Below are 23,824 nucleotides of genomic sequence, written 5' to 3' on the forward strand. Positions count from 1 at the left end.
GTCTGAAGCGTGTCGAACGACTATCTCTTTACTTCCGAATCCGTTTCCGAAGGCCACCCGGACAAGGTTGCCGATCAAATCTCCGACGCTATCCTCGACGCGATCCTGTCGCAGGACAAATATTCGCGCGTCGCGGCGGAAACGCTCTGCAACACGGGTCTCGTCGTCCTCGCGGGCGAAATCACGACCACCGCCAACGTCGATTACATCCAGGTCGCGCGCGACACCATCAAGCGCATCGGCTACGACAACACGGATTTCGGCATCGATTATCGCGGCTGCGCGGTGCTCGTCGCGTACGACAAGCAATCGCCGGATATCGCGCAAGGCGTGAACAAGGCGCATGACGACAACCTCGACCAAGGCGCCGGCGACCAGGGCCTGATGTTCGGTTACGCGTGCGACGAAACGCCCGAGCTCATGCCGCTGCCGATTCACCTTTCGCACCGTCTCGTCGAACGTCAGGCGAACCTGCGCCGCGACGGCCGTCTACCCTGGCTGCGCCCGGATGCGAAGTCGCAGGTCACCGTGCGCTATGTCGACGGCCGCGCGCATTCCATCGACACCGTTGTGCTCTCCACGCAGCATTCGCCGGACATCGATCTGCCGCAACTGCGCGAAGCGGTGATCGAGGAAGTCATCAAGCCGACGCTGCCGAAGGAACTCATCAAGGGCGACATCAAGTTCCTGGTGAACCCGACGGGCCGTTTCGTCATCGGCGGTCCGCAGGGCGATTGCGGTCTGACGGGCCGCAAGATCATCGTCGATACCTACGGCGGCGCGGCTCCGCACGGCGGCGGCGCGTTCTCGGGCAAGGACCCGTCGAAGGTGGACCGTTCGGCGGCCTACGCGGGCCGTTACGTCGCGAAGAACATCGTCGCGGCGGGCCTGGCATCGCGCGCGCTGATTCAGGTTTCGTACGCGATCGGCGTCGCACGCCCGACTTCGGTCATGGTCAACACGTTCGGCACGGGCCGCGTGTCGGATGCGGAGATCACGAAGCTCGTGCAGGAGCACTTCGATCTGCGTCCGAAGGGCATCATCCAGATGCTCGACCTGCTGCGCCCGATCTACGAAAAGACGGCGGCATACGGCCATTTCGGCCGCGAAGAGCCGGAATTCACGTGGGAAATCGCCGACAAGGCGCTGGCGCTGGCCGAAGCGGCTGGCACGGAACCGGTCGCGAGCGTGGCGTAACGCCATCGTCCGAACGAGCAGGACGAAAGCCGGCAAGCATTGCGCTTGCCGGCTTTTTTGTCTCTGTGCGGCGCGTTTCTTGCGGAATGTCTGAACGGCAAGACCAGACATCCGCGGAGTCGCCATGCCGCACGACACGCTTTTCTCACCCGTCACCATCGGCAAGCTCGAACTGCCGAATCGCATCGTGATGGCGCCGCTCGCGCGTCATCGCGCGTCGCAGCCCGGCGACGTTCCGTCCGAAATGAACGCGCATTATTACGCGCAGCGCGCGAGCGCCGGGCTGATCGTCACAGAACCCACGCAGATTTCACGGCAAGGCCAAGGCGGCTGGGCCACGCCCGGCATTTACACGGCGGCGCAGGAAGCGGGCTGGAAAGGCATCGTAGGCGCGGTGCATGCGCGGCACGGACGCATCGCGGCGTTGCTGTCGCATGCGGGGCGCGTGTCGCATCGGCGCTTGCAGGAGGCGGGAGCGCCGCCCGTGGCGCCGTCCGCGATTCGTGCGCGCGGTGCGACGGTGTTGATTCAGCACGACGACGGTACGACAGGCTTCATCGACGCCGAAGATCCGCGCCCGCTCGACACCGACGAGATCGCGGGCGTCGTGCTGCAGTATGTCGACGCTGCGCACCGCGCTGATCGTGCCGGCTTCGACCTGATCGAGATCGACGCCGCGAACGGCTGCCTGCTGCATCAGTTCATCGCGACCGGCACGAACCGGCGCACCGATGACTACGGCGGCAGTGTCGAGAACCGGGTGCGGATCGTCGTCGATGTACTGGACGTGGTGGCGGGCGTGGTCGGCGCGCATCGCGTCGGCATCCGGCTTTCGCCGGGATTCACCGGCGCGGACATCGAGGATGCAGAAGCGCTGGCGTCGCTATCGCATCTGGCGGGGAAGTTGAAGCGCATCGGCATTGCGTACGTGCAGCTCGCCGATGCCGACGACGCCCTGCGCAACGCCTACGATGGCGCGATCATCGCGACGGCCGATTGCGGGCCCGAGGAAGCGCATGCGCTCATCGAGCGCGGCACCGCCGATGCCGTGGCGTTCGGCCTTCCGTTCGTGGCGAATCCCGATCTGGTGGAGCGCATGCAGGCGAATCGTGCGCTTGCCGATGCCGATCCGTCGACGCTTCACGGCGGCGGCGAGGCGGGCTATACGGACTATCCGGCGTTCGACGACACCCAACGCCGATGAAACGCGCTCAACGCGCGGCGAACGCGTACCAGCCCGCGCTGCTCGTGGACAGCCTGCGCGGACGGCGGCTCGTCTGCGCGGCCGCCTTCGGTTTCGGCGACGGCGCGCGCAACTGCACCGGTCGGCGCAACAAGGCGCGCAGCGACACGCGGCGGGACGCCGCACGCACACGCAGATTGAAGAAGAAACCACGGAACCACGACCGGATGCCGTCGACCGGATGCACGTTTTTCAGTTGCTCGGCGAGCAACTGCGTGCGGGTGGAGTGATGACGCAGCGCGCGGATCATGCCGCGACGGGCAGGACGCGCGGCGCGCGAGGCAACACGCGAAAGGCCGATAGCAATACGGTGGTTCATGTCGGAGGGGAGGTCGGATGCGTGGAAGCAAACTCGACGATAGTCGTCTCAAAAATAGCGTTCAAGGATTCGATTCAAAGGCGTTCGCCAAGTTGCACCGAATTGATGCGGCCAATGTACAAGAGCTTTATTACTCGGGTAAGTCCGCGTTTTCCCTGCTGTTTTATGAAGCGTCTGCTGATAAATATTCCGCAATACATTGTGGCGCGGGCCTTTGCGCGACGCCGGATTTACAATCGCTGTATTCGCCCCGATTCCGGATATAGCGTCACCGGCATGATTCATTCGAAAGCGGCAGGACCAAGAACTGAAATGTCTGATCAAAACGCGTTGAAATCGAAAAAAGAACAGGTTCACGAGCTGCGCGAGAAGGGCTACGTGATCGTCAAAGGGCTGGTCTCGCAGGAGCGGCGCGAGGCGATGCGCGAAGTCGCGCGCCAGCAGCTTGCGCAGGCCGCCGCGCCCGTGGAGTTCGAAGCCGATCTGAAATATCCCGGCGCGCCCGATTCGAAAGACGCGCCCGGCGGACACACCGTGCGCCGCCTGCTCGACGCCTACGCGCGCCATCCGCTCTTTGCGGAGTTCGCGACGTCGCCCGAAGTGCGCGGCTGGATGGAGTTGTATTTCGGCGAGACGCCGTACCTTTCGCGCGCGCATCACAACTGCATGATGACGAAACATCCGGCGTACGGCAGCCTGACGGGCTGGCATCGCGATGTGCGCTACTGGGCGTTCGAGCGCGACGATCTCGTATCCGCGTGGGTCGCGCTCGGTCACGAAACGGTCGATAACGGCGCGCTCTGGTTCGTGCCGACATCGCACAAGCTGCCGTTCACGTCCGACCGTTTCGACGACGCCAAGTTCTTCCGCTCCGATCTGCCTGAAAACGCGGCGCTGATCCGCACGGCGATATCGCCCGAACTCGAACCCGGCGATGTCGTGTTCTTCCATTGCAACACGCTGCATTCGGCCGGCAAGAACCTCTCCGATCAGGTGAAGTTCTCGCTCGTCTTCACGTATCGCGGCGCCAGCAACGCGGCGCTGCCCGGCACGCGCTCGGCGTCGAAACCGGAAGTGCCGCTGGTCTGACGTCTGACACTCAGCGCTTCGACGGCATCGCGAGGCCGATCAGCCCCGCGAGCGACGCGATGATGCCGCCCGCGATCAGCCAGATGGTCTTGTTCGTGGGCGAGCCCGTGAAGAAGCGCGCGACGTCGTTAGAGAGCGAATGGAATGACGTGCCGCCGAAATACAGCAGCACGACGCCGCCGACAAGCAGCGCAACGGAAATCGCTCGGGTCATATCGTGTGTCTCGTCTGTCAGGGCGCGTCAGCTTATTCGCTCCGCGCGAACGCGTCCAGTCAGGCGGCCACCGCCTGTTCGCGCGTATACGGCTGAATCTTGCGCAGCAGATCGGCCATCACGTACTGATGGTCGCTGCGCGTCGTCCACGCGCCGAGGTTGTACTTGACGCCGGTATCGGTGTAATCGGTAACCGCGACCCACGGCGCGGAAGGCCCGTCCTGCACGATGCGCTGATCTTCAGTCATCAGCCGGCGCAGTTCGCCCAGCACCTGTTCGACCTTCAACCCGTGCTGCGCCTGAAAATTGATCACGACGCGCCGGCGATCGTTCGCGCTGTAGTTGGTGATCGCGTTCGCCCAGATCAGGCTGTTCGGCACGAACATGACGATGCCGTCGGCTTTCGTGAGGCGCGTCGTAAAGAGCCCGATCTCGTTGACGGTGCCCGCCGTCGTGCCGATGCCCTCGATATAGTCGCCGACGCGAAACGGCCGCAGCAGCAACAGCATCAGGCCGGCCGCGATGTTCTGCAGCGTGCCCTGCAGCGCGAGCCCGATGGCGAGGCCGGCGGCGCCGAGCACGGTCAGGATGCTGGCCGCGGCGATGCCGAACTTGCCGAGCGCCGCCACGATGGCGATCACGCGGATCGCCCACATCGCGAGGCTGGCGAGCACCGGCGTGAGCGTGGCGTCGACGTTGGTGCGCCCGAGCGTGCGGCGCAGCGCGTTCGCGACGGTGTTGGAAATCCACCAGCCCACCGCGAGAATCAGGATCGCCAATACGATGTCGATGCCGTAGGTCACGGCGATCGCGGTGAAGGAATCGTAGGCGGGGCGCAGTCTGTCGATCGAATCCATGGGTCAAGCTCCTCGAAACGGAATCTGCATTGGTCCGGGTTCGGGCGCGATCGTTCCCCTTGCCGGCCATTCGGCCGATGCCGAATATCGGGACGGCGGCGCGTGCCGTGCGCGCGGCGCCCCGATTGGCTTACCATTGACGCCCTTGGTTGTGCGCCGCGCCCCGGCCGCGACGCGCTGTCTGTCGTTCTTCGCAAGTCCGTTCAATTCGCAATCCGCAGAGGAAATTTGTCATGGCCTATCAAGCAGCGTCCGAGCGATACACGCAGATGCAATACCGCACCTGCGGCAGGAGCGGGTTGAAGCTGCCCGCGCTGTCGCTGGGTTTATGGCACAACTTCGGCGATGACACGCCGATCTCCACGCAACGCGACATCCTGCGCACCGCGTTCGATCTCGGCGTCACCCATTTCGATCTCGCGAACAACTACGGTCCGCCGTACGGCAGCGCGGAGACCAATTTCGGCCGCATCTTCAAGGATGACTTCCGGCCTTATCGCGACGAACTGCTGATTTCGTCGAAAGCCGGCTGGGATATGTGGCCCGGTCCGTACGGCCAGGGCGGCGGCTCGCGCAAGTACGTGCTCGCCAGTCTCGACCAGAGCCTGAAGCGCATGGGCCTGGAATACGTCGACATCTTCTACTCGCATCGCTTCGACGCCGACACGCCGCTGGAAGAAACCGCCGGCGCGCTCGCGACCGCCGTGCATTCGGGCAAGGCGCTTTATGTGGGCATTTCGTCGTATTCGGCCGCCAAGACGCGCGAAATGGCCGAGCTGCTCGCCGAACACAAGGTGCCGCTTCTGATCCATCAGCCGTCGTACAACATGCTGAACCGCTGGATCGAGCAGGACCTGCTCGACACGCTCGACGATGTCGGCGCGGGCAGCATCGCGTTCACGCCGCTCGCGCAAGGGCTTCTGACGAGCAAATACCTGAACGGCGTGCCGCAGGATGCGCGCGTCAACAAGCCGGGCGGCGGCTCGCTCAAGCAGGAACATCTGAGCAATGCGAATCTCGCGCATGTGCGCAAGCTCAACGAACTCGCCCAGAAGCGCGGCCAGAGCCTCGCGCAGATGGCGCTCGCGTGGGCGCTGCGCGGCGGGCGCGTGACGTCGGTGCTGATCGGCGCGAGTCGGGCGGAGCAGGTCGTGGAAAACGTCGGCGCGCTGAAGAACCTCGATTTCACCAAGGAAGAGCTCGCGGAAATCGATCAGCACGCGCAGGACGGTGGCGTCAACCTGTGGGAAAAGCCGTCGACGGATCAGCGCGTCTGACGCGTCGAACCTTTCGCCAGAAGGGTATTTCGAGATACGCGCGAAAACCATTGCTATCATGCGGGCTCGGCAGCTTTTCAGCAGCGATCGAGGTCGCCGCCGATTCGGGCTACCGGCCCGCGCAGCCCGCCGAAAGCGCACTTCTTCAGCACGCACGTTCGCCCACGAGGCGCGCGTGCGCGACTTTGCCGCCGTATCGACGTTCGGACCGCGAAACGACTATCGGGTTAAAATAGCCGATTGCGCCGGGCTGTCTGGTTTTTGCGCGATGTTCACGCAAGGCGCAGCGTGAATCGCTGTCTTCGAATCGCGGCTCCGGGCCGGCTTTGAATCGGCCTGAAGTCGAAGCCGCGGCCGTCATCGTTCGATCGTCCTTTTCGGGCAGCGCAGCGCCCTCGTAGCGCGCTTATTTTCGACGCCGGCCGCGCGCGCGTCGGAGCGTCATCCGCTATCGCACAGTTAGAGCACAGTTCAAGAAGCCATGAGCAACCTTAATTCTCAAACCGTTCTGAGCGTCCACCACTGGACCGACACGCTTTTCAGTTTCACCTGCACCCGCGACAGCGCGTTCCGCTTCGAGAACGGCCAGTTCACGATGGTAGGCCTCGAAGTCAATGGCAAGCCGCTTTTGCGCGCCTACAGCCTCGCGAGCGCGAACTATGAAGAGCACCTCGAATTTTTGAGCATCAAGGTTCCCGATGGTCCGCTCACCTCGCGCCTGCAACACTTGAAAGTGGGCGATTCCGTGCTGATCGGCAAGAAGCCGACGGGCACGCTCGTCGCCGACAACCTGCTGCCCGGCAAGACCCTGTGGCTGCTTTCCACCGGCACGGGCCTCGCGCCGTTCATGTCGATCATCAAGGACCCGGACGTCTACGACCGCTACGAGAAGATCGTGCTGACGCATACGTGCCGTTTCGTCGACGAACTCGCGTACAAGGACTTCATCACCGAGCACTTGCCGGCGCACGAGCATATCGGCGAAATTGTCTCCGAGAAGCTCGTCTATTACCCGACGGTCACGCGCGAGGAATTCGCGAATCGCGGCCGCATCACCGATCTGATCGAGACGAAGAAGCTGTTCGCGGATCTCTCGGTCGAGCCGTTCTCGGTCGAAAACGATCGCGTGATGCTTTGCGGCAGCCCGCACATGCTGCGCGACACCCGCGAATTGCTCGATTCGATGGGCTTCCAGGAAGGCAGCAACAACCATCCGGGCCACTATGTCGTGGAGAAGGCGTTCGTCGGCTAAGCCAGACGTACCGCCCGCAAAGACCGGAGCCGCGCGCTCCGGTTTTTTTTCGCCCGCCGAAAACAGCGCTGTTACAAATTAGGCATCGCTAGTAGGTGTTTTTCCTACGCATTGTGTGCGCCAAACCTGGCAAACGACATGAAGTTCGTTCGCCCGAGCCTTGTCGGACATGGATTTATAATATTTTTGAGATATGATCCGTTTACGCCGAGACGACGCGCACCGCCGCGCAGTGCGTCATCGATGTTACAGAGTGTAAATTCAGTTACGCCGCTCGTGTGCTGGCCGAGGACGTAGCTCCAGTTGCGCTCATAGCGAGGACAGTGAATGAATTCGTCGGCCACGATCACGCTCGATGAGAGCCCGATTCGCCGCGCTCCGCTGCGCGGGGTTTCCGCACCGGCGCTGGAATGTGCCGGCGCGCCGTTTGGCTCACCCTATTCCGCGCTGATCGACGCCAAGCTCAGGGGCGATCGGCAGATCCAGCGCCTCACTGCCCGCGTCCAGGAACTCGCCGCGCTGCTCGCCGCAACGGAAGAGCGCGCGCGCCAGGCGCTCGCACAGGATCTCCACGACGAAACCGGCGCCGCGCTCACCGTCGCCAATCTCGCGCTCGCGCGCGCCGGCCACTGGCTGCCCGCCGATGCGCCCGCCACGCTCGGCGATGCGCTGCATCAGGCGCGCGCGGCGCTCGCCGAAGTCTGCGAGACGAGTCATCGGATCGTCGAGGGATTGCAGACGCCGAAGTTCGATGCGAATTTCGCCGCCACGCTTTCCGGCTGGATCGCGAGCTTCGGCGCGCGCACGGCGATCGACGTCGATTTCTGCTGCCCCGGCGATGCGCGGCTCGACCGCATGTCGCACGATATGTCGCTCGCGTTCTTTCGGCTCATGCAGGAAGCGCTCGGCAACGTCGCGCGCCACGCGCACGCCACGCGCGCGCGCGTGACCATCGCGCTCGACGCCCACGGCGTGGTACTGAGCATCGTGGACGATGGCGTCGGCATCAGCGCGGCCGCGCGGCGCAAGAGCGGGCGCTTCGGTCTGTCCGGCATGCGCGCGCGCTGCGAGGCGCTCGGCGGCAGCTTGCGCGTGGCCGCGGCGAAGCCGGCGGGAACCTGCGTGCGCGCGCGTCTGCCGTGGACCGCGGCGCGTCCCGGCCTGTTCGCGCTGAGCGCCTGAGGCGGCCCGCGATGCTCAAGATCCTGCTCGCCGACGATCACGCCATCGTGCGTCGAGGCGTCGCGCAATTGCTCGTCGAGCGTGGCGTGGCGTCGGAGGTGTTGGAAGCCGAAACGGGCATGCAGGCGCTCGCGCTCGCCGCGCGGCGTCCGCTCGACGTCGCGATGCTCGACATCTCCCTGCCCGATGTCAACGGAATCGACCTGCTGAAGCGTCTGAAACGCGAAACGCCGCGCCTGCCCGTGCTGATGTTCTCGATGTATCGCGAGGATCAATACGCGGTGCGGGCCTTGAAAGCGGGCGCGTCGGGCTATTTGTCGAAGACGGCGGACCCGGCGCTGATGATCGGCGCGCTCCAGCAGGTTGCGGCCGGCCGCAAGTATGTCAGCCCGGAAATGGCCGAAGCGCTCGCGACTTACGTGTCGCTCGACTCGGACCGAATGCCGCACGAAAAACTTTCGGACCGCGAATATCAGACGCTGTGCATGCTGGCATCGGGCAAGCGGCTGACGGACATCGCGAACGCTTTATCTCTTTCAGTTAAAACCGTGAGCGTTTATCGCGCGCGGTTGCTGGAGAAGATGAAGCTCGCCAATAACGCCGAGCTGACTTTCTACGTGATGAGTAATCGCCTGGTCGATATGAATCCGGCGATTGCGGGATAATTTTTATCTCGCGCAAGATAAGATCGGGTGGATCGTAAAAATTCACCTCAATAGTGCGTCACGCGCCCGATCAATAGGCAATCATTGAGTCTCCGATAAAATGCCGGGTTTTCCCGCATAGGGGCGCCCGCATGCGCCAGAAGGAGACTCACCGCAATGTCGTTGTTCCGTAAGAAAAATATCGAGCACATGCTGGCCGGCGCGCATAGCACGTCGCTCAAGAAGACGCTCGGCGCCCTCGATCTGACCTTTCTCGGCATCGGGGCCATTATCGGCACGGGGATTTTCGTGCTGACCGGCACCGGCGCCGTGCAGGCCGGCCCGGCGCTCATGATCTCGTTTCTCGTCGCGGCGATCGCGTGCTGCTTCGCCGCCCTCGCCTACGCCGAATTCTCATCGACCATTCCTGTCGCCGGTTCCATCTACACCTATTCGTACGCGACGCTCGGCGAACTCGCGGCGTGGATCATCGGCTGGGACCTGATGCTCGAATACGGGCTCGCGACATCCGCGGTGTCGGTCGGCTGGTCGGGCTATCTGCAATCGCTGCTGTCGGGCTTCGGCGTTTCCCTGCCGATGGCGCTCACCGCCGCGCCCGGCGCGCTGCCCGGCCACGTCACCTTCTTCAACCTGCCCGCGTTTCTCGTGATGATGGCGATCACCTCGCTGCTGTCGGTCGGCGTGAAGGAATCGACGCGCGTGAACAACCTCATGGTCGCGATCAAGGTGACTGTCGTGCTGCTCGTGATCGCGGTCGGCGTGTTCCACGTCAAGCCGGCGAACTGGCATCCGTTCATGCCGAACGGCTGGTCCGGCGTGTTCGGCGCGGCGGCGGTGATGTTCTTCGCGTTCATCGGCTTCGATTCGGTGTCGTCGGCGGCGGAGGAAGTGAAGAATCCGAAGCGCGATCTGCCGATCGGCATCATCTCGTCGCTCGCGGTGTGCGCGGTGCTGTACGTCGCGGTCGCGGCGGTCGTGACCGGCATCGTGCCGGCGGCGCAGTTCGCGAACAATCCGCATCCGGTGTCGTTCGCGCTGCAGGTGGCGGGGCAGAACTGGGTCGCGGGCTTCATCGACCTCGGCGCGGTGCTCGGCATGCTCACCGTGATTCTGGCGATGAGCTACGGCCAGACGCGCATCATTTACGCGATGTCGCGCGACGGTCTGCTGCCCAAGCGGCTGTCGAGCGTGCATCCGCGTTTCGCGACGCCGTTCCTGACCACTTGGCTCGTCGGCATTTTCTTCGGCTTGATCGGCGCGCTCGTGCCGCTCAACGTGCTCGCCGAGCTGATCAACATCGGCACGCTGGCCGCGTTCTCGATGGTGTCGATCGCCGTGCTGATCCTGCGCCGCACGCATCCCGATCTGCCGCGTGCGTTCCGTTGCCCGGGCGTGCCGGTGGTGCCGGTGCTCGCGGTGGCGTCATGCCTGTTCCTGATGCTCAATCTTCAGGCGATGACGTGGATCGCGTTCGCGGTGTGGCTCGTGATCGGCCTCGTGATCTACTTCCTGTATTCGCGCCGCAATTCGGTGCTGGGCCGCGCGTCGCTCGAAGCCCCGGTCCCCAACGCGAAGCAACGCGAAACCGCCACGCACTGAGTTATTTTCGATTCACGCGAAAGCGCCGCCCGAGAGGCGGCGCTTTGCATTTGGAGCGCGCCGCACCGCGATTTGGGACGGGCGTTCGAGCCGATGGCGACGTGCGCGGAATTATGTTTTACTCGCTGCTACAAACACATAACACCAAACCCAGCTGAACGCTCACGGCGGCAGTAAGGCAGGTGCAACGGCGTGAAGCTGGATCGTCCTCACCAAGGAGACAGTGAAATGGCGCTCAGCATCAGCCTGACGGTCAACGGGAAACCCGTGACCGCCACCGTCGAACCGCATCTTCTGCTCGTCCAGTTTCTCCGCGATCAACTCAGGCTCACCGGCACGCATATCGGCTGCGACACCGCGCAGTGCGGCGCGTGCACCGTTCATCTCGATGGCCGCGCGATCAAGTCGTGCAATATCCTCGCCGCGCAGGCGGACGGCATGGAAGTGACGACCATCGAAGGCATGGCGAAAGACGGCCAGCTTCATCCGATGCAGGCGGCGTTCAAGGAATGTCACGGCCTGCAGTGCGGCTTCTGCACGCCGGGCATGGTGATGAGCGCGAGCGCGCTGGCCGCGCAGTCGCCCGATCTCTCCGAAGAAGAAGTGCGCGAACAGCTCGACGGCAACCTGTGCCGCTGTACGGGCTATCACAACATCGTCAAAGCGGTTCTCCAGGGCGCGCAGGCCATGAAAACCAGCGCCTGATTCGCGCGTTGCGCCCCTTCCATTCGAAACGATGAATCGCGCCTTGAAAAGGAGACCGCGATGAATGCCCCTGAGCAACAGAAATTGATCGGCGCCGGCGTCAAACGCAAGGAAGATTACCGCTTCCTGACGGGCGCGGGCCAGTACACCGACGACGTCGTCCTGCCGCAGCAAAGCTACGGCGTATTCCTGCGCTCGCCGCACGCGCACGCGAAGATCACGCGCATCGATATCGAAGCCGCGAGGAAGTCGCCGGGCGTGATCGGCATCTTCACCGGGAAGGACATGGCGGATGAGAACGTCGGCGGTCTGCCGTGCGGCTGGCTCATCCACAGCACCGACGGCTCGCCGATGCACGAGCCGCCGCATCCCGTCATCGCGCACGACAAGGTGCTGCACGTGGGCGATCAGGTCGCGCTGGTCGTCGCGGAGTCGGTGAAGGAGGCGAAGGACGCGCTCGAACTGATCGAAGTCGATTACGACGAACTGCCCGCTACCGTCGATACAGGAAGCGCATCGGATGCCGGTCAGCCGCTCGTGCACGACAGCGTGCCGAACAACGTCTGCTACAACTGGGGCCACGGCGACAAGGCGAAGACCGACGCCGCATTCGCGCAGGCCGCGCACGTGACCACGCTCGATATCGTGAACCAGCGCCTCGTGCCGAACGCGATCGAGCCGCGCGCCGTCAACGCGAGCTATTCGAAACACGACGAGAGCTACACGGTGTACGTCGCGAATCAGAATCCGCACGTCGAGCGTCTGTTGATGGCAGCGTTCGTGCTGTCGCTGCCGGAGTCGAAGCTGCGCGTGATCGCGCCGGACGTGGGCGGCGGCTTCGGCTCGAAGATCTTTCTGTATCCCGAAGATGTCGCGCTGACGTGGGCGTCGAAGAAAGTCGGGCGGCCGATCAAGTGGACGGCCGAGCGCTCCGAAGCATTCCTCTCCGATGCGCATGGCCGCGATCACGTGACGAAAGCCGAACTCGCGCTCGACAAGGACGGCAAGTTCATCGGCATGCGCGTGCATACGACGGCGAACATGGGCGCGTATCTGTCGACGTTCGCATCGTCGATTCCGACCGTGCTCTACGCGACGTTGCTCGCCGGCCAGTACACGACGCCCGCGATCTACGCCGAAGTGAAAGCGGTGTTCACGAACACGGTGCCCGTCGATGCGTATCGCGGCGCGGGCCGTCCGGAAGCCACGTATGTCGTCGAACGGCTCGTCGAAACGGCGGCGCGCGAACTGAACATCGACCCGGTCGAACTGCGCCGGCGCAATTTCATCCGCGAGTTTCCGTACGCGACGCCAGTCGGTCTCACCTACGACACCGGCGATTACGACGCGTGCCTGAACCGCGCGCTGGAGCTTGCGGATGTCGCAGGTTTCCAAAAGCGCCGGGACGAATCCAGGCAGAAAGGCAAGCTGCGCGGCATCGGCTATTCGTGCTACATCGAGGCGTGCGGGCTCGCGCCGTCGAATGTCGCGGGGGCGCTGGGCGCGCGTGCGGGGCTGTTCGAAGCGGGCGAAGTGCGCGTGCATCCGACCGGCTCCGTCACTGTCTTCACCGGCTCGCACAGCCACGGGCAAGGGCACGAAACGACCTTCGCGCAAGTTGTCGCGGACCGGCTCGGCGTGGCGATCGAGAACGTCGAAATCATTCATGGAGACACCGGCCGCATTCCGTTCGGCATGGGCACGTATGGTTCGCGTTCGATTTCGGTCGGCGGCTCGGCGATCATGAAGGCGCTCGACAAGGTCGAAGCGAAAGCGAAGAAGATCGCCGCGCATCTGCTCGAAGCGGCGGCGGAGGACATCGAGTTCAAGAACGGCGTGTTCCGCGTCGCGGGCACGGACCGCACGAAGACCTTCGTCGATGTATCGCTCGCGGCGTACGTGCCGCACAACTTCCCGCTCGAAACCATGGAGCCGGGTCTCAACGAAAACGCGTTCTACGATCCGACCAACTTCACGTATCCGTCGGGCGCGTATGTGTGCGAAGTCGAAGTGGATCAGGACACGGGCGAGACGCGCATCCAGAAATTCACGGCAGTCGATGACTTCGGCAACGTGATCAATCCGATGATCGTCGAAGGCCAGGTGCACGGCGGGCTGGGGCAGGGCATCGGCCAGGCGATGCTGGAACGCTGCGTGTACGACAACAGCACCGGCCAGCTACTCTCCGGCTCGTTCATGGATTACGCGATGCCGCACGCGATCGACCTGCCGAACTTCACGGTCGAAACCGCGAAGGGCACGCCGTGCACACACAATCCGCTCGGCGTGAAGGGCTGCGGCGAAGCGGGCGCGATCGGCTCGCCGCCCGCCGTCATCAACGCGATTCTCGATGCGCTCGCGCCCCTCGGCGTGAAGGATCTGCAGATGCCCGCGACGCCGCATCGCGTCTGGACCGCGATGCACAACGCCCAACACGCCTGAGGAGACCGGCCATGTACACATTCGAATATGAGCGTCTGGGTGAAGCGAAGGCGGCGGTCGCGGCGCTTTCCGGCGACGCCGACGCCAAGTTCCTCGCGGGCGGCCAGAGCCTCTTGCCGACGATGCGCCTGCGCCTCGCGCAGCCCTCGAAGCTGATCGACGTGACGCGCGTCGCGTCGATGAAAAGCGTCACGCTCGCTGGCGACACGCTCACCATCGGCGGCGCGGTGTGCCATGCGCAGGTCGCATCGAACGCCGATGTGAAGCGCGCGCTGCCGGGCCTCGCGGATCTCGCGGGCCGTATCGGCGACCAGCAGGTGCGCGAGCGCGGCACCATCGGCGGCTCGCTCGCCAACGACGATCCGGCGGCGTGCTATCCGTCCGCCGTGCTCGCACTGAAGGCGACGGTCGTGACGGACCGAAGGCGCATCGCGGCGGACGATTTCTTCATCGACATGTATCAGACCGCGCTCGAACCCGACGAACTCATCACGGCGGTGGAGTTTCCGCTCGCCGAACGCGCGGGCTACGAGAAGTTTCGCAATCCGGCGTCGCACTTCGCGCTCGTCGGCGTGTTCGTCGCGAAGTTCAAGGACGGCGTGCGTGTCGGCGTGACGGGCGCGGCTTCTTCGGTGTTTCGTCCGGCCGAACTGGAAGCGGCGTTGTCGAAGGACTTCTCGGTCGCGTCGGCGCGCGGCGTGACGATTTCGCCCGACCAGCTGAACGAAGACATGCACGCGAGCGCCGCGTACCGCGCGCATCTGATTCCGGTGCTCGCGGGCCGCGCGATCGAGCGCGCGATGTCGTTCTGATCGCGATGCAGGGCGAGCCCGCTTCCATCGACGAGACGCTCGCGCGCCTGCGCGAGCATCAGTACTTCGCGAACCGCGAGCTCGCGACGGCGCTCTTTCTTGCGCTGAAGATGCAGCGGCCGCTGTTCCTCGAAGGCGAACCGGGCGTCGGCAAGACCGAGCTTGCGAAAGCCGCGGCGGGCCTGTGCGGCACCACGTTGCTGCGCCTGCAATGCTACGAAGGGCTCGATACGGCGAGCGCGCTGTACGAATGGGACTATCCGCGCCAGATCATGGCGCTGCGGCTGGCGGAGGCATCGGGTGAGACGCCGTCGAACGATTCGCTGTATCGCGGCGAGTTTCTGTTGAAGCGCCCCTTGCTTCAGGCCTTGCTGCCCGATCCCGTGAATCCGGACGCGCGCCGCGTCCTGCTGATCGACGAAATCGATCGCGCCGACGAGCCGTTCGAAGCGTTCCTGCTCGAACTGCTGTCGGATTTTCAGGTGTCGATTCCGGAGTACGGCACGGTGCGGGCCGCGCGGCCGCCGCTCGTCGTGATGACGTCGAACCGCACGCGCGAAGTGCACGACGCGTTGAAGCGCCGCTGTCTCTATCAATGGATCGGCTATCCCGAACGCGAGGTCGAACTGGCGATCGTCGCGGCGCGCGCGCCGGAAGCGGGGCGCGCGTTGCAGCAGCGCGCCGTCGCGTTCGTACATGCGCTGCGCACACTGGACCTGTTCAAGGCGCCGGGCGTCGCGGAGACGATCGACTGGTGCCGCGCGCTCGCGGCGTTGTCGGTGTCGGAGCTCGATCCGCAATCGGTGCAGAACACGCTCGGCGTGCTGCTGAAGTATCAGGACGACCTCGCGCGCATGGATGCCGACACGCTCGCGCAATGCCTGTCCGCCGCGCCATGACGATGGAACCGCTCGCCCGCAACGTCGTGCATTTCGTGAGGCTCCTGCGGGGCGCGGGTCTCGGCATGTCCCCCGCGCACGCGGTCGATGCGCTCGACGCGCTGCGCTTCGTCGATCTGAACCGCCGCGACGACGTGCGCGCGACGCTCGCGTGCCTGCTCGTTCACGCCAGCGACGAGCGCGAGATTTTCGACGCGGCCTTCGATCTTTTCTGGCGCGATCCCGATTGGGAAGGCAAGCTGCGCGCGCTGTTGCTGCCGAAGGTGACGAACGGCATGCCGCCGCCCAAACGCAACAACCGTCTCGCCGACGCACTGGCGGCGCGCGCGGCGGCATCGAAGGCGCAGGCGTCGGAATCGAAGCCCGAGGAGGCGCATGCGCGCATCACGTTCAGTTCGCAGGAGCGGCTGAGTCATCGCGACTTCGACACGCTCAGCGCCGACGAATGGCGCACGCTGCGGCATCAGATTCGCGCGCACCGCATGCCGCTCGCGACCGAGCCGACGCGCAGGCTGAAGGCGGCATCGCGCGGCACGCACGCCGATCTCAAGGCGAGCGCGCGACATGCCGTGCGCTCCGGCGGCGACTGGACCGTGTGGAAGTATCGCGCGGCGGTCGAGCGCCGGCCGCCGCTCGTGTTGCTGCTCGACATTTCCGGTTCGATGAGCGCGTATTCGCGCGCCGTGCTCTATTTCTGCCACGCGCTGTTGCAATCGCGCGAACGGCTGCAGGTATTTCTGTTCGGCACGCGCCTGACCAACGCGACGCGCGCATTGCGCGAACGCGATCCCGATGTCGCGATCGCGACGCTCGGCACACAGGTGGCCGACTGGTCGGGCGGCACGCGCATCGGCGCGGCGCTCGCGGAGTTCAATCGACGCTGGGCGCGCCGCGTGCTCGCCGGCCGGGCGACGGTGCTGCTCGTCACCGATGGCCTCGATCACGACGCCATCGACGTGCTCGACGCCGAGATGCGCAGGCTCAAGCGCTTTGCGCATCGGCTCGTGTGGCTCAATCCGCTGCTGCGCTTCGCCGATTTCACGCCGCGCGCGCGAGGCGTGCGCGCGATCCTGCCTCACGTCGACGCGATGCTCGCGGCGCATAACCTCGACAGTCTCGGCGCCGTTGGCCGGGAACTCGCCGCCCTGTCGCGACCCAAGTCCTTAGGAGCTGCTTCATGGAACTGACCGAAACGCACACGTTGCCCGTATCGCAGGCGCGCACGTGGGAAGCACTCAACGACACGTCGATGCTGAAGGTCTGCATTCCGGGCTGCGACAGCATCGACGCGGACGGCGAAAATGCGTACAACGTCGCGATGACGGCGGCGGTCGGCCCGGTGAAGGCGCGCTTCAAGGGCAGAATGGAGCTGACGAATATCGACGCCCCGCATACTTATACGATCGTGTTCGAGGGCCAGGGCGGCGCGGCCGGTTTCAGCAAGGGCAGCGCGACCGTGAATCTCGAACCCGGCGCCGATGCCGACACGACCACGCTCACCTACAGCGCGAACGCGCAGGTAGGCGGCAAGCTCGCGCAGATCGGCTCGCGGCTCGTCGACGGCGCGGCGCGTAAGATTGCGGGAGAATTTTTCAAGCGATTCAGCGCGCAGTTGCAAGGCGGGCAGGAATCACAGGACGCAGCCGCCGACGATGAAAGCGGCGGAGAAGGGCAGGAGAAAGGAAAGAAATCATGGACAGCGTGGATCTCGAAGTCCTGAAGAACAGCGCGCGATGGCTCGAAGACGGGCATCGCGTGCTGCTCGTGACGGTGGTGAAAACGTGGGGCTCGTCGCCGAGACCCGAAGGCGCGATGCTCGCCGTGCGTGGCGATGGCCACGTCGTCGGCTCGGTGTCGGGCGGGTGTATCGAAGACGATCTCATCGAGCGGGTGCGGCAGCGGGGCATCGAGCAGACCGAGCCGGAAGCGGTGAAGTACGGCATCAGCGCGGAAGAGGCGCATCGCTTCGGCTTGCCGTGCGGCGGAACGATCCAGCTCGTGCTGGAGCCTTTGACGACAGCGAGCGGTATCGCGCAACTGTGCACGGCGGTGGAAAGCGGCCAGCTCGTTGCGCGCACGCTCGACATGGCGACGGGCGCCGTGCGCCTCGAACCCGCGCAGGCCACCGACGGCGTGCTGTTCGACGACGCGCGGCTTTTGACCATCCACGGTCCGCGCTATCGCATGCTGGTGATCGGCGCGGGACAGTTGTCGCGGTATCTGTGCAGCATCGCGGTCGGGCTCGACTATCAGGTGACCGTCTGCGATCCGCGCGAGGAATACACGGAAGAATGGGACGTGCCGGGCACGACGATCGTGCGCACCATGCCCGACGACACCGTCATGGACATGAAGCTCGACGAACGCTGCGCGGTGATCGCGCTCACGCACGATCCCAAGCTCGACGATCTCGCGCTGATGGAAGCGTTGAAGACGCCGGCGTTCTATGTCGGCGCGCTGGGTTCGCGGCGCAATAACGCGGCGCGTCGCGAGCGGCTCAAGGAATTCGATCTGAGCGAGGCCGAGCTGGCGCGCCTGCATGGGCCGGTGGGTATCTATATCGGCAGCAGGACGCCGCCGGAGATCGCGGTGTCGATTCTCGCGGAGGTGACGGCGGCGAAGAACGGCGTTTCGCTGCCCGAGCTATTGCAGGTCGAAGGCGCGAAGGCGGCGCGCGAGGTCGCGGGGAAGGGCGAAGTGTGCGGCGTTTGAGCGCGTCGCAATTATTACAAAAACCTGACGATATGCGGTCCGCGCGCATCGTGCGACCATATAATAATCGTTCTCATTTGCGCGGCCGTTGCGGCTGACGCGATTCGTCCTTCAGTTCAGAATCTTTATCGAATGCCCGGCAAGTTTCTGACCGGCGGAGATCGGCGTGCAGCCGCGCGCGCCGATGCGTCGCCCGACACGCGCACGCCCGCGGACAAGCGTCACATGAGCCAGCGCGCGCTGCGCGCGTGGTCGATCGTGCATCGCTGGACGAGTCTCGTCTGCACGGCGTTCATGCTGCTGCTTTGTCTCACCGGTTTGCCGCTCGTGTTTGGGCACGAACTCGACATCCTGACCGGCGATGCGATCGAAGCGCCCGCGCTGCCCGCATCGCAAGCCGATGCGCGCGCGAGCTACGACGCGGTCCTGCGCGCCGCGCTGAAGACGCATCCCGGCCACGTGCCGCAATACATGATCTGGGAGCCGGACGAGCCGCTTTTGCCGATCGTCGTGAGCGCGCCTCACGCCGACACGCCACCCGACGACACTCTCAGCACCACCGTCGACGCCCGCACCGCGCAGCCGCTCGGCATGCCGCCGGGCAAGGGTTCGCTCAAGTTCGTCCTGCTGAAGCTGCACGTCGACATGTTCGCGGGGCTGTTCGGCAAGCTCTTTCTCGGCGCGATGGGCGTGGTGTTTCTGGCGGCGATCGTGTCGGGGATCGTCGTGTATCTGCCGTTCTGGCGCAAGGTCGGGCTCGGGCGCGTGCGGCTGAAAAAGAAGCGCCGCGTCGTGTGGCTCGACTGGCACAACGCGATCGGCATGCTGACGCTCGCGTGGGCGTTGCTCGTCGGCGCGACGGGATCGATCAACACGCTCGCCGATTTAATGCTCGAAGCGTGGCGCAACGATCAGCTCGCGCAGATGGTCGCGCCGTATCGGGACAAGCCGCCGGTGACGGTGCGCGCGTCCATCGACGATGCCGTGAAGACGGCGCGAGGCGTCGCGCCGGACATGATTCCGTCGTTCGTCGCGTTTCCGGGGACGCGCTTCGCGAGCCCGCATCACTATGCCGTGTGGATGCGCGGCGACGGCATTCTGACGACGCGGATCATGCGGCCGGTGCTCGTCGATGCATCGACGGGCGCGCTCACCGATGCACGCGAATTGCCGTGGTATCTGAAGGTGCTGCTCGGCTCGCAGCCGCTGCATTTCGGGGATTTCGGCGGGATGCCGCTCAAGATCTTCTGGGCGGCGTTCGATGTGCTGACGATCGTGGTGTTGGGGAGCGGGCTTTATTTGTGGCTCACGCGGCATAACCCGAGGAAGCGGCGGGGCTGATACACCGGCACGACCCGACCGCAACTACTTTAAATCAACCCGCAAACAATCGCCGCAATCAGCGACGCCGCCACGATCACCACCCCGGCCGTGCGTTTCTTGTTGAGCTCGGTCCACAGCAGCACGCCTGTCAGCGACAACAGGACGATGCTGCCCGCGAACGTATCGATGAGCAGCACCCAGCCCGCGCTCAGGCCCACACCCTTGTGCAGGTTGGTCATCATCGCGAGGAAGGTGTTCTCGGTGCGCTTCACCGAAACAAAGTTGTTGCCCACCCAGTACTCGGCCATCACGCTGCCGCCCGGCGACGCCACCATCGCCGACCACTGTTCCGGCTGCATCGTGCTCTTGTCGCCCCAGCCGACCGGATGCGCCGGCTCGCGGCGCGTGCGCCCGAGATTGCCTTCGATCTTCAATTCCTTCTTGAGCCACGTGCCCATGTCGCGCGGCGTCTTGAAGCCTTCGGCGGGCAGCGGCATCTGCATCTGCGTGACCTGCGGCTCGCCGGTCGGAATGCGCAAAGTCGCACGATGATTCAGCAGAAATCCGGTCGTGCCGAACAGCAAGCCGAGCAGCGCGCCCCACAGGCCGATCCAGCCGTGCACCTTGCGCAGCCACTTGAGAAAGGTCGAGCGCCGCGAGCGGTTCTTGCGCACGAACTGCTCGGCATCGTCGATGAGGCGCCCGTGCGGACGATATTGCGTCGAGCCGCTCGTCGCGGGCTGCGGATTCAGTGTGTCGGGCGCGTTCACGCGTCTCTCCAGGATTCGGGCATTGGCAGGCAAAACCGCGCCCCGATCGGCTAGACGCGCGGGAACGCGTGGCGATCGACGAAAGGCGGGCGAATGAGAATTGTTATCATTACATGCGGAAAAGCGCTTTTCAACGATTTGCGCCGATGCAGTCGCATGCGTTTGTCACAAAAAATTTCACACGGGCCAGAGCGGGCCTTCGTGCATCGCGCCGACTTGCTCGCGCAATTCGAGGATGCGGTCTTCCCAATAGCGCTGCGTGTTGAACCAGGGAAAGGCGGCGGGAAACGCCGGATCATGCCAGCGCCGCGCGAGCCACGCCGAATAGTGAATCAGCCGCAAGGTGCGCAAGGCCTCGACCAGATGCAATTCGCGCGGATCGAAATCGCAGAAATCTTCATATCCGGCGAGCAGGTCCGTCAGCGCGCGCGATGCGTCCGCGCGGCCCGCCGGCAGCAGCAGCCACAGATCCTGAATCGCCGGGCCCATGCGGCTGTCGTCGAAATCGACGAAATGCGGGCCGGCGTCGGTCCACAGCACATTGCTCGGGTGACAGTCGCCGTGCAGACGCAGATGCCGCACGTCGCCCGCGCGTTCGAAGCATTGCGCGACGCCTTCGAGCGCCATCGACACGACGGCTTCCCAGGCTTCGCGCACATCGGCCGGAACGAAGCCGTGCGTCAGCAGAAACTCGCGCGGTTCGTGGCCGAAGGTGTGGATATCGAGCGTCGGCCGCTCGCGATACGGCTCGATCGCGCCCACCGCGTGAATCCGCCCGATGAAGCGCCCGAGCCATTCGAGCGTGTCGCTACGATCGAGATCGGGCGCGCGTCCGCCACGCCGCTCGAAGATGGAAAAGCGAAAACCATCGAACTCGTGCAGCGTCGTTCCTTCGAGCACGCGCGCCGGAACGGCCGGAATCTCGCGCGCGACGAGGCTCGCGACGAACGCGTGTTCTTCGAGAATCGCGGCGTTCGACCAGCGTTGCGGCCGATAAAACTTCGCGACGACCGGCGCGCCGTCTTCGACGCCAACCTGATAGACGCGGTTTTCGTAGCTGTTGAGCGCCAGCTGGCGGCCGTCGGTGCGCTCGCCTGCGGGAATCAGCACGCTGTCGAGCGCATCGAGCACGCGTTCGGGCGTGAGGCCGGAGAAGGGCGGCGCGTCAGCTGCGGGCGCGCCCTGGGAATCGGGATGGATCGAGTTCATCCCGGCATTGTGCCGCGCCTTCGCGCGGAACGCGCCGCTTTCTCAATGCACGACCGTGTTCGCCGGGCGAACGATATCGCCCGTATCGATCAGGTCTTCGAGAAAGAACGGCTCCGTATTGAGCAGTTTGGTCACGCCGGGCTCGCCCTCGTACCACGCGACCATCGCCATGTCGCCGAGAATACGCATGACGATGCCGCGCGCGCCCTGGGGCACGGCAATATGCACTGAGCGGACAATCGAACCGATTTGCATGATGAATCCCCGTTTCAGCGCCGGCTGAGGATTAAAGCGCCGGTCAAATGTATTTCACCAAGCACAGGCTTTTCACGGCTCGTGCACCAGACTTATCGCCGCGTCATTGTTTCGAGAGGCGCGACATGCGCGGTCTTCATGAACGACTGTGCTCTAACTTTAGCGCATGGTGGCGCTTCAGCGGACGCCAATCGCCGCGTTGTGTTGCCGATCGCAGACGCGAAGCAGTAATTACGTGGTCATCGTCGCCGAAAAGTGCTTGCCGTATTAGGCGAAACCCTTAGGTTCGGCGTATCGTTGAGAGTTTTTCAGCGGAGACTTCATTCGTGAACGCTTCACCGGCGCCGCAGCGCCCGACTTCCAAGGGTAACGCGCAACGCAGCGCCGACGCAGCGCCGTATCTCGAGCGAGGCTCGCGCGCGTACTGGCGCGCATCGCTTGCGCTGCTGTTCGCCGGATACGCGACCTTCTCGCTGCTGTACTGCGTGCAGCCGCTGCTTCCCGAGTTCACGAAGGCGTTTGGCGTCAGTCCGGCGGTCAGCGCGCTTGCCGTGTCCGTGAGCACGGCGGCGCTGGCCGTCGCGATATTCATCGCGGGATTCGTCTCGGAAAGCTGGAGCCGTCATCGGTTGATGACGCTTTCGCTGCTGGCGTCGTCGGTGCTGACGGTCATCGCCGCCTTGCTGCCGGACTGGCACGCGCTGCTCATCGTGCGCGCGCTCGAAGGCTTCGCGCTCGGCGGCGTGCCCGCGGTCGCGATGGCGTATCTCGCGGAGGAAGTGCATCCCGAAGGCCTCGGCCTCGCGATGGGTCTCTATGTCGGCGGGACGGCCATCGGCGGGATGGCGGGGCGCGTGATCAGCGGCGTCCTCGCGGATCTGTTCAGCTGGCGCATCGCGATCGGCGGAATCGGCTTGCTGGGCTTGCTCGCCACGCTCGCGTTCCGCGCGCTGCTGCCGCCGTCGCGGTGCTTCGAGCCGCGGCGCGGCGTCGGGTTCGCGCATCATCGGCGCTCGCTCGCCGGGCATCTGCGGCATGGCGGTCTGCCGTTTCTGTTCCTGATCGGCTTCGTGCTGATGGGCAGCTTCGTCACGCTCTACAACTACGTCGGCTACCGGCTGCTCGGCGCGCCGTTCCAGCTCAATCAGACGCAGATCGGCGCGATCTTCACGGTGTATCTGACGGGCGTGGTCGCGTCGCCGTGGTCCGGCAAGATGGCCGATGCGTTCGGGCGTGGCCGCGTGCTGATCGCGAGTCTCGTCCTGATGATGCTCGGCATCGCGCTCACCTTGTCGAATTCGCTGACGGTGATCATCGTTGGCATCGCGTGTCTGACTTTCGGGTTCTTCGCGGGGCATTCGGTCGCGAGCGGCTGGGTCGGACGTCTCGCCGCGCAGGCGAAAGGGCAGGCGGCCGCGCTCTATCTGCTCGCGTATTACATCGGATCGAGTCTGATCGGCTCATATGGCGGTCACTTCTGGACCGCGTTCGGATGGCCGGGCGTCGCGGGATTGATCGGAGTGCTATTGCTTCTTGGGCTTGCAGGCGCGCTCTGGTTGAACCGGCGCGAACGCGTTGCGGCCGCCTGATTAGAAAGCCGATTGAAATAAGAAGAAGATAAGGGTTTTTACGTGTCCGCTTAAAAATGCCGCGCGCAACGCCTTGTGCCATAAGGTTCTGCGTCACGTCATCGTCTTCCGCCGCACGAAGTTGGCCCGACGCCTCGCATTGAGCCGCCTATACTCGAATTGTCGATGCAGCTTTTCCACGCGCGACACTCGAAGCCAGAAGCAGGACGATGGG

Annotated in this window: 23 protein-coding genes; 17 read left to right on the top strand and 6 right to left on the bottom strand. The window is 64.5% G+C overall.

Annotated elements, in window-relative coordinates:
• Positions 1 to 9: 9 nt before the first annotated feature.
• Positions 10 to 1,197: a methionine adenosyltransferase gene (metK, locus tag AWB80_RS08100; RefSeq protein WP_061174126.1), complete on the top strand. Its 1,188-nt coding sequence runs from the start codon at positions 10 to 12 to the stop codon at positions 1,195 to 1,197.
• 124 nt (positions 1,198 to 1,321) lie between these two features.
• Positions 1,322 to 2,401 (top strand): alkene reductase, encoded by a 1,080-nt coding sequence (locus tag AWB80_RS08105; protein ID WP_061174127.1) that lies wholly within the window; start codon positions 1,322 to 1,324, stop codon positions 2,399 to 2,401.
• 7 nt (positions 2,402 to 2,408) lie between these two features.
• Here AWB80_RS08105 and AWB80_RS08110 read toward each other — a convergent pair whose 3' ends face one another.
• The gene (locus AWB80_RS08110; protein ID WP_208635625.1) at positions 2,409 to 2,759 is read right to left on the bottom strand and encodes a hypothetical protein; all 351 of its coding nucleotides are present in this window, start codon (positions 2,757 to 2,759) and stop codon (positions 2,409 to 2,411) included.
• A gap of 312 nt (positions 2,760 to 3,071) precedes the next feature.
• On the opposite strand from AWB80_RS08110, the gene AWB80_RS08115 reads away from it, so the two are divergent.
• The gene (locus AWB80_RS08115; protein ID WP_061174128.1) at positions 3,072 to 3,848 is read left to right on the top strand and encodes a phytanoyl-CoA dioxygenase family protein; all 777 of its coding nucleotides are present in this window, start codon (positions 3,072 to 3,074) and stop codon (positions 3,846 to 3,848) included.
• Positions 3,849 to 3,858: 10 nt separating this feature from the next.
• Here the strand turns inward: AWB80_RS08115 and AWB80_RS08120 are convergent, their stop codons facing one another.
• Entirely contained in the window at positions 3,859 to 4,062 is a 204-nt protein-coding gene (locus tag AWB80_RS08120; protein ID WP_061174129.1) for a DUF3185 family protein, read from the bottom strand.
• Between the two features lie 59 nt (positions 4,063 to 4,121).
• The gene (locus tag AWB80_RS08125) at positions 4,122 to 4,919 is read right to left on the bottom strand and encodes a mechanosensitive ion channel family protein (RefSeq protein WP_061174130.1); all 798 of its coding nucleotides are present in this window, start codon (positions 4,917 to 4,919) and stop codon (positions 4,122 to 4,124) included.
• 233 nt (positions 4,920 to 5,152) lie between these two features.
• On the opposite strand from AWB80_RS08125, the gene mgrA reads away from it, so the two are divergent.
• The 13 genes from mgrA to AWB80_RS08190 all read left to right on the top strand — a co-directional run bounded on the left by mgrA (position 5,153) and on the right by AWB80_RS08190 (position 19,805).
• Entirely contained in the window at positions 5,153 to 6,196 is a 1,044-nt protein-coding gene (gene mgrA, locus AWB80_RS08130) for an L-glyceraldehyde 3-phosphate reductase (RefSeq protein ID WP_061174131.1), read from the top strand.
• 481 nt (positions 6,197 to 6,677) lie between these two features.
• On the top strand, positions 6,678 to 7,448 hold the full coding sequence (locus AWB80_RS08135) for a ferredoxin--NADP reductase (protein WP_061174132.1): 771 nt from the start codon (positions 6,678 to 6,680) through the stop codon (positions 7,446 to 7,448).
• A 327-nt stretch (positions 7,449 to 7,775) separates the two neighbouring features.
• Positions 7,776 to 8,630, top strand: coding sequence for a sensor histidine kinase (locus tag AWB80_RS08140; protein ID WP_061174133.1), 855 nt, complete (start codon positions 7,776 to 7,778; stop codon positions 8,628 to 8,630).
• A gap of 11 nt (positions 8,631 to 8,641) precedes the next feature.
• A complete protein-coding gene (rqpR, locus tag AWB80_RS08145; protein ID WP_061174134.1) occupies positions 8,642 to 9,295 on the top strand; it encodes a response regulator transcription factor RqpR in 654 nt (217 codons plus the stop codon).
• Positions 9,296 to 9,451: 156 nt separating this feature from the next.
• Entirely contained in the window at positions 9,452 to 10,894 is a 1,443-nt protein-coding gene (gene bcaP / locus AWB80_RS08150; protein ID WP_061174135.1) for a branched-chain amino acid transporter BcaP, read from the top strand.
• Between the two features lie 228 nt (positions 10,895 to 11,122).
• A complete protein-coding gene (locus tag AWB80_RS08155; protein ID WP_061174136.1) occupies positions 11,123 to 11,599 on the top strand; it encodes a (2Fe-2S)-binding protein in 477 nt (158 codons plus the stop codon).
• Positions 11,600 to 11,659: 60 nt separating this feature from the next.
• The gene (locus AWB80_RS08160) at positions 11,660 to 14,041 is read left to right on the top strand and encodes a xanthine dehydrogenase family protein molybdopterin-binding subunit (RefSeq protein WP_061174137.1); all 2,382 of its coding nucleotides are present in this window, start codon (positions 11,660 to 11,662) and stop codon (positions 14,039 to 14,041) included.
• Positions 14,042 to 14,052: 11 nt separating this feature from the next.
• The gene (locus AWB80_RS08165; protein ID WP_061174138.1) at positions 14,053 to 14,853 is read left to right on the top strand and encodes an FAD binding domain-containing protein; all 801 of its coding nucleotides are present in this window, start codon (positions 14,053 to 14,055) and stop codon (positions 14,851 to 14,853) included.
• 5 nt (positions 14,854 to 14,858) lie between these two features.
• A complete protein-coding gene (locus tag AWB80_RS08170) occupies positions 14,859 to 15,752 on the top strand; it encodes an AAA family ATPase (RefSeq protein ID WP_061174139.1) in 894 nt (297 codons plus the stop codon).
• Positions 15,749 to 16,939: a vWA domain-containing protein gene (locus AWB80_RS08175; RefSeq protein WP_244206450.1), complete on the top strand. Its 1,191-nt coding sequence runs from the start codon at positions 15,749 to 15,751 to the stop codon at positions 16,937 to 16,939. The genes AWB80_RS08170 and AWB80_RS08175 overlap by 4 nt, the downstream gene beginning before the upstream one ends.
• On the top strand, positions 16,930 to 17,472 hold the full coding sequence (locus tag AWB80_RS08180) for an SRPBCC family protein (protein ID WP_061174141.1): 543 nt from the start codon (positions 16,930 to 16,932) through the stop codon (positions 17,470 to 17,472). The genes AWB80_RS08175 and AWB80_RS08180 overlap by 10 nt, the downstream gene beginning before the upstream one ends.
• Positions 17,445 to 18,464: an XdhC family protein gene (locus tag AWB80_RS08185; RefSeq protein WP_061174142.1), complete on the top strand. Its 1,020-nt coding sequence runs from the start codon at positions 17,445 to 17,447 to the stop codon at positions 18,462 to 18,464. Before AWB80_RS08180 ends, AWB80_RS08185 begins: the two co-directional genes overlap by 28 nt.
• A gap of 132 nt (positions 18,465 to 18,596) precedes the next feature.
• A complete protein-coding gene (locus tag AWB80_RS08190) occupies positions 18,597 to 19,805 on the top strand; it encodes a PepSY-associated TM helix domain-containing protein (protein ID WP_244206438.1) in 1,209 nt (402 codons plus the stop codon).
• Between the two features lie 29 nt (positions 19,806 to 19,834).
• Here the strand turns inward: AWB80_RS08190 and AWB80_RS08195 are convergent, their stop codons facing one another.
• The 3 genes from AWB80_RS08195 to AWB80_RS08205 form a co-directional block, all read right to left on the bottom strand.
• Positions 19,835 to 20,557: a PepSY-associated TM helix domain-containing protein gene (locus tag AWB80_RS08195; RefSeq protein ID WP_061174143.1), complete on the bottom strand. Its 723-nt coding sequence runs from the start codon at positions 20,555 to 20,557 to the stop codon at positions 19,835 to 19,837.
• Between the two features lie 177 nt (positions 20,558 to 20,734).
• On the bottom strand, positions 20,735 to 21,766 hold the full coding sequence (locus AWB80_RS08200; protein ID WP_061174144.1) for a serine/threonine protein kinase: 1,032 nt from the start codon (positions 21,764 to 21,766) through the stop codon (positions 20,735 to 20,737).
• Between the two features lie 42 nt (positions 21,767 to 21,808).
• Complete coding sequence (locus tag AWB80_RS08205; RefSeq protein ID WP_061174145.1) at positions 21,809 to 22,021, bottom strand: hypothetical protein; 213 nt, start codon at positions 22,019 to 22,021, stop codon at positions 21,809 to 21,811.
• Between the two features lie 326 nt (positions 22,022 to 22,347).
• Here AWB80_RS08205 and AWB80_RS08210 point away from each other — a divergent pair, with 326 nt between their 5' ends.
• Complete coding sequence (locus AWB80_RS08210) at positions 22,348 to 23,610, top strand: MFS transporter (protein WP_208635626.1); 1,263 nt, start codon at positions 22,348 to 22,350, stop codon at positions 23,608 to 23,610.
• Positions 23,611 to 23,824: the final 214 nt, after the last annotated feature.

Origin of the sequence: Caballeronia pedi, from assembly GCF_001544915.2 — a bacterium.
Taxonomy (GTDB): Bacteria; Pseudomonadota; Gammaproteobacteria; order Burkholderiales; family Burkholderiaceae; genus Caballeronia; species Caballeronia pedi.

Coding starts and splice junctions, on each gene's coding strand:
- AWB80_RS08180 (WP_061174141.1), top strand. CDS start 16,930: ATGGAACTGACCGAAACGCACACGTTGCCCGTATCGCAGGCGCGCACG.
- AWB80_RS08200 (WP_061174144.1), bottom strand. CDS start 21,766: ATGAACTCGATCCATCCCGATTCCCAGGGCGCGCCCGCAGCTGACGCG.
- AWB80_RS08170 (WP_061174139.1), top strand. CDS start 14,859: ATGCAGGGCGAGCCCGCTTCCATCGACGAGACGCTCGCGCGCCTGCGC.
- AWB80_RS08175 (WP_244206450.1), top strand. CDS start 15,749: ATGACGATGGAACCGCTCGCCCGCAACGTCGTGCATTTCGTGAGGCTC.
- AWB80_RS08185 (WP_061174142.1), top strand. CDS start 17,445: ATGGACAGCGTGGATCTCGAAGTCCTGAAGAACAGCGCGCGATGGCTC.
- AWB80_RS08135 (WP_061174132.1), top strand. CDS start 6,678: ATGAGCAACCTTAATTCTCAAACCGTTCTGAGCGTCCACCACTGGACC.
- rqpR (WP_061174134.1), top strand. CDS start 8,642: ATGCTCAAGATCCTGCTCGCCGACGATCACGCCATCGTGCGTCGAGGC.
- AWB80_RS08115 (WP_061174128.1), top strand. CDS start 3,072: ATGTCTGATCAAAACGCGTTGAAATCGAAAAAAGAACAGGTTCACGAG.
- AWB80_RS08155 (WP_061174136.1), top strand. CDS start 11,123: ATGGCGCTCAGCATCAGCCTGACGGTCAACGGGAAACCCGTGACCGCC.
- AWB80_RS08140 (WP_061174133.1), top strand. CDS start 7,776: ATGAATTCGTCGGCCACGATCACGCTCGATGAGAGCCCGATTCGCCGC.
- AWB80_RS08160 (WP_061174137.1), top strand. CDS start 11,660: ATGAATGCCCCTGAGCAACAGAAATTGATCGGCGCCGGCGTCAAACGC.
- AWB80_RS08125 (WP_061174130.1), bottom strand. CDS start 4,919: ATGGATTCGATCGACAGACTGCGCCCCGCCTACGATTCCTTCACCGCG.
- AWB80_RS08165 (WP_061174138.1), top strand. CDS start 14,053: ATGTACACATTCGAATATGAGCGTCTGGGTGAAGCGAAGGCGGCGGTC.
- AWB80_RS08120 (WP_061174129.1), bottom strand. CDS start 4,062: ATGACCCGAGCGATTTCCGTTGCGCTGCTTGTCGGCGGCGTCGTGCTG.
- AWB80_RS08105 (WP_061174127.1), top strand. CDS start 1,322: ATGCCGCACGACACGCTTTTCTCACCCGTCACCATCGGCAAGCTCGAA.
- bcaP (WP_061174135.1), top strand. CDS start 9,452: ATGTCGTTGTTCCGTAAGAAAAATATCGAGCACATGCTGGCCGGCGCG.
- AWB80_RS08205 (WP_061174145.1), bottom strand. CDS start 22,021: ATGCAAATCGGTTCGATTGTCCGCTCAGTGCATATTGCCGTGCCCCAG.
- AWB80_RS08190 (WP_244206438.1), top strand. CDS start 18,597: ATGCCCGGCAAGTTTCTGACCGGCGGAGATCGGCGTGCAGCCGCGCGC.
- mgrA (WP_061174131.1), top strand. CDS start 5,153: ATGGCCTATCAAGCAGCGTCCGAGCGATACACGCAGATGCAATACCGC.
- AWB80_RS08110 (WP_208635625.1), bottom strand. CDS start 2,759: ATGAACCACCGTATTGCTATCGGCCTTTCGCGTGTTGCCTCGCGCGCC.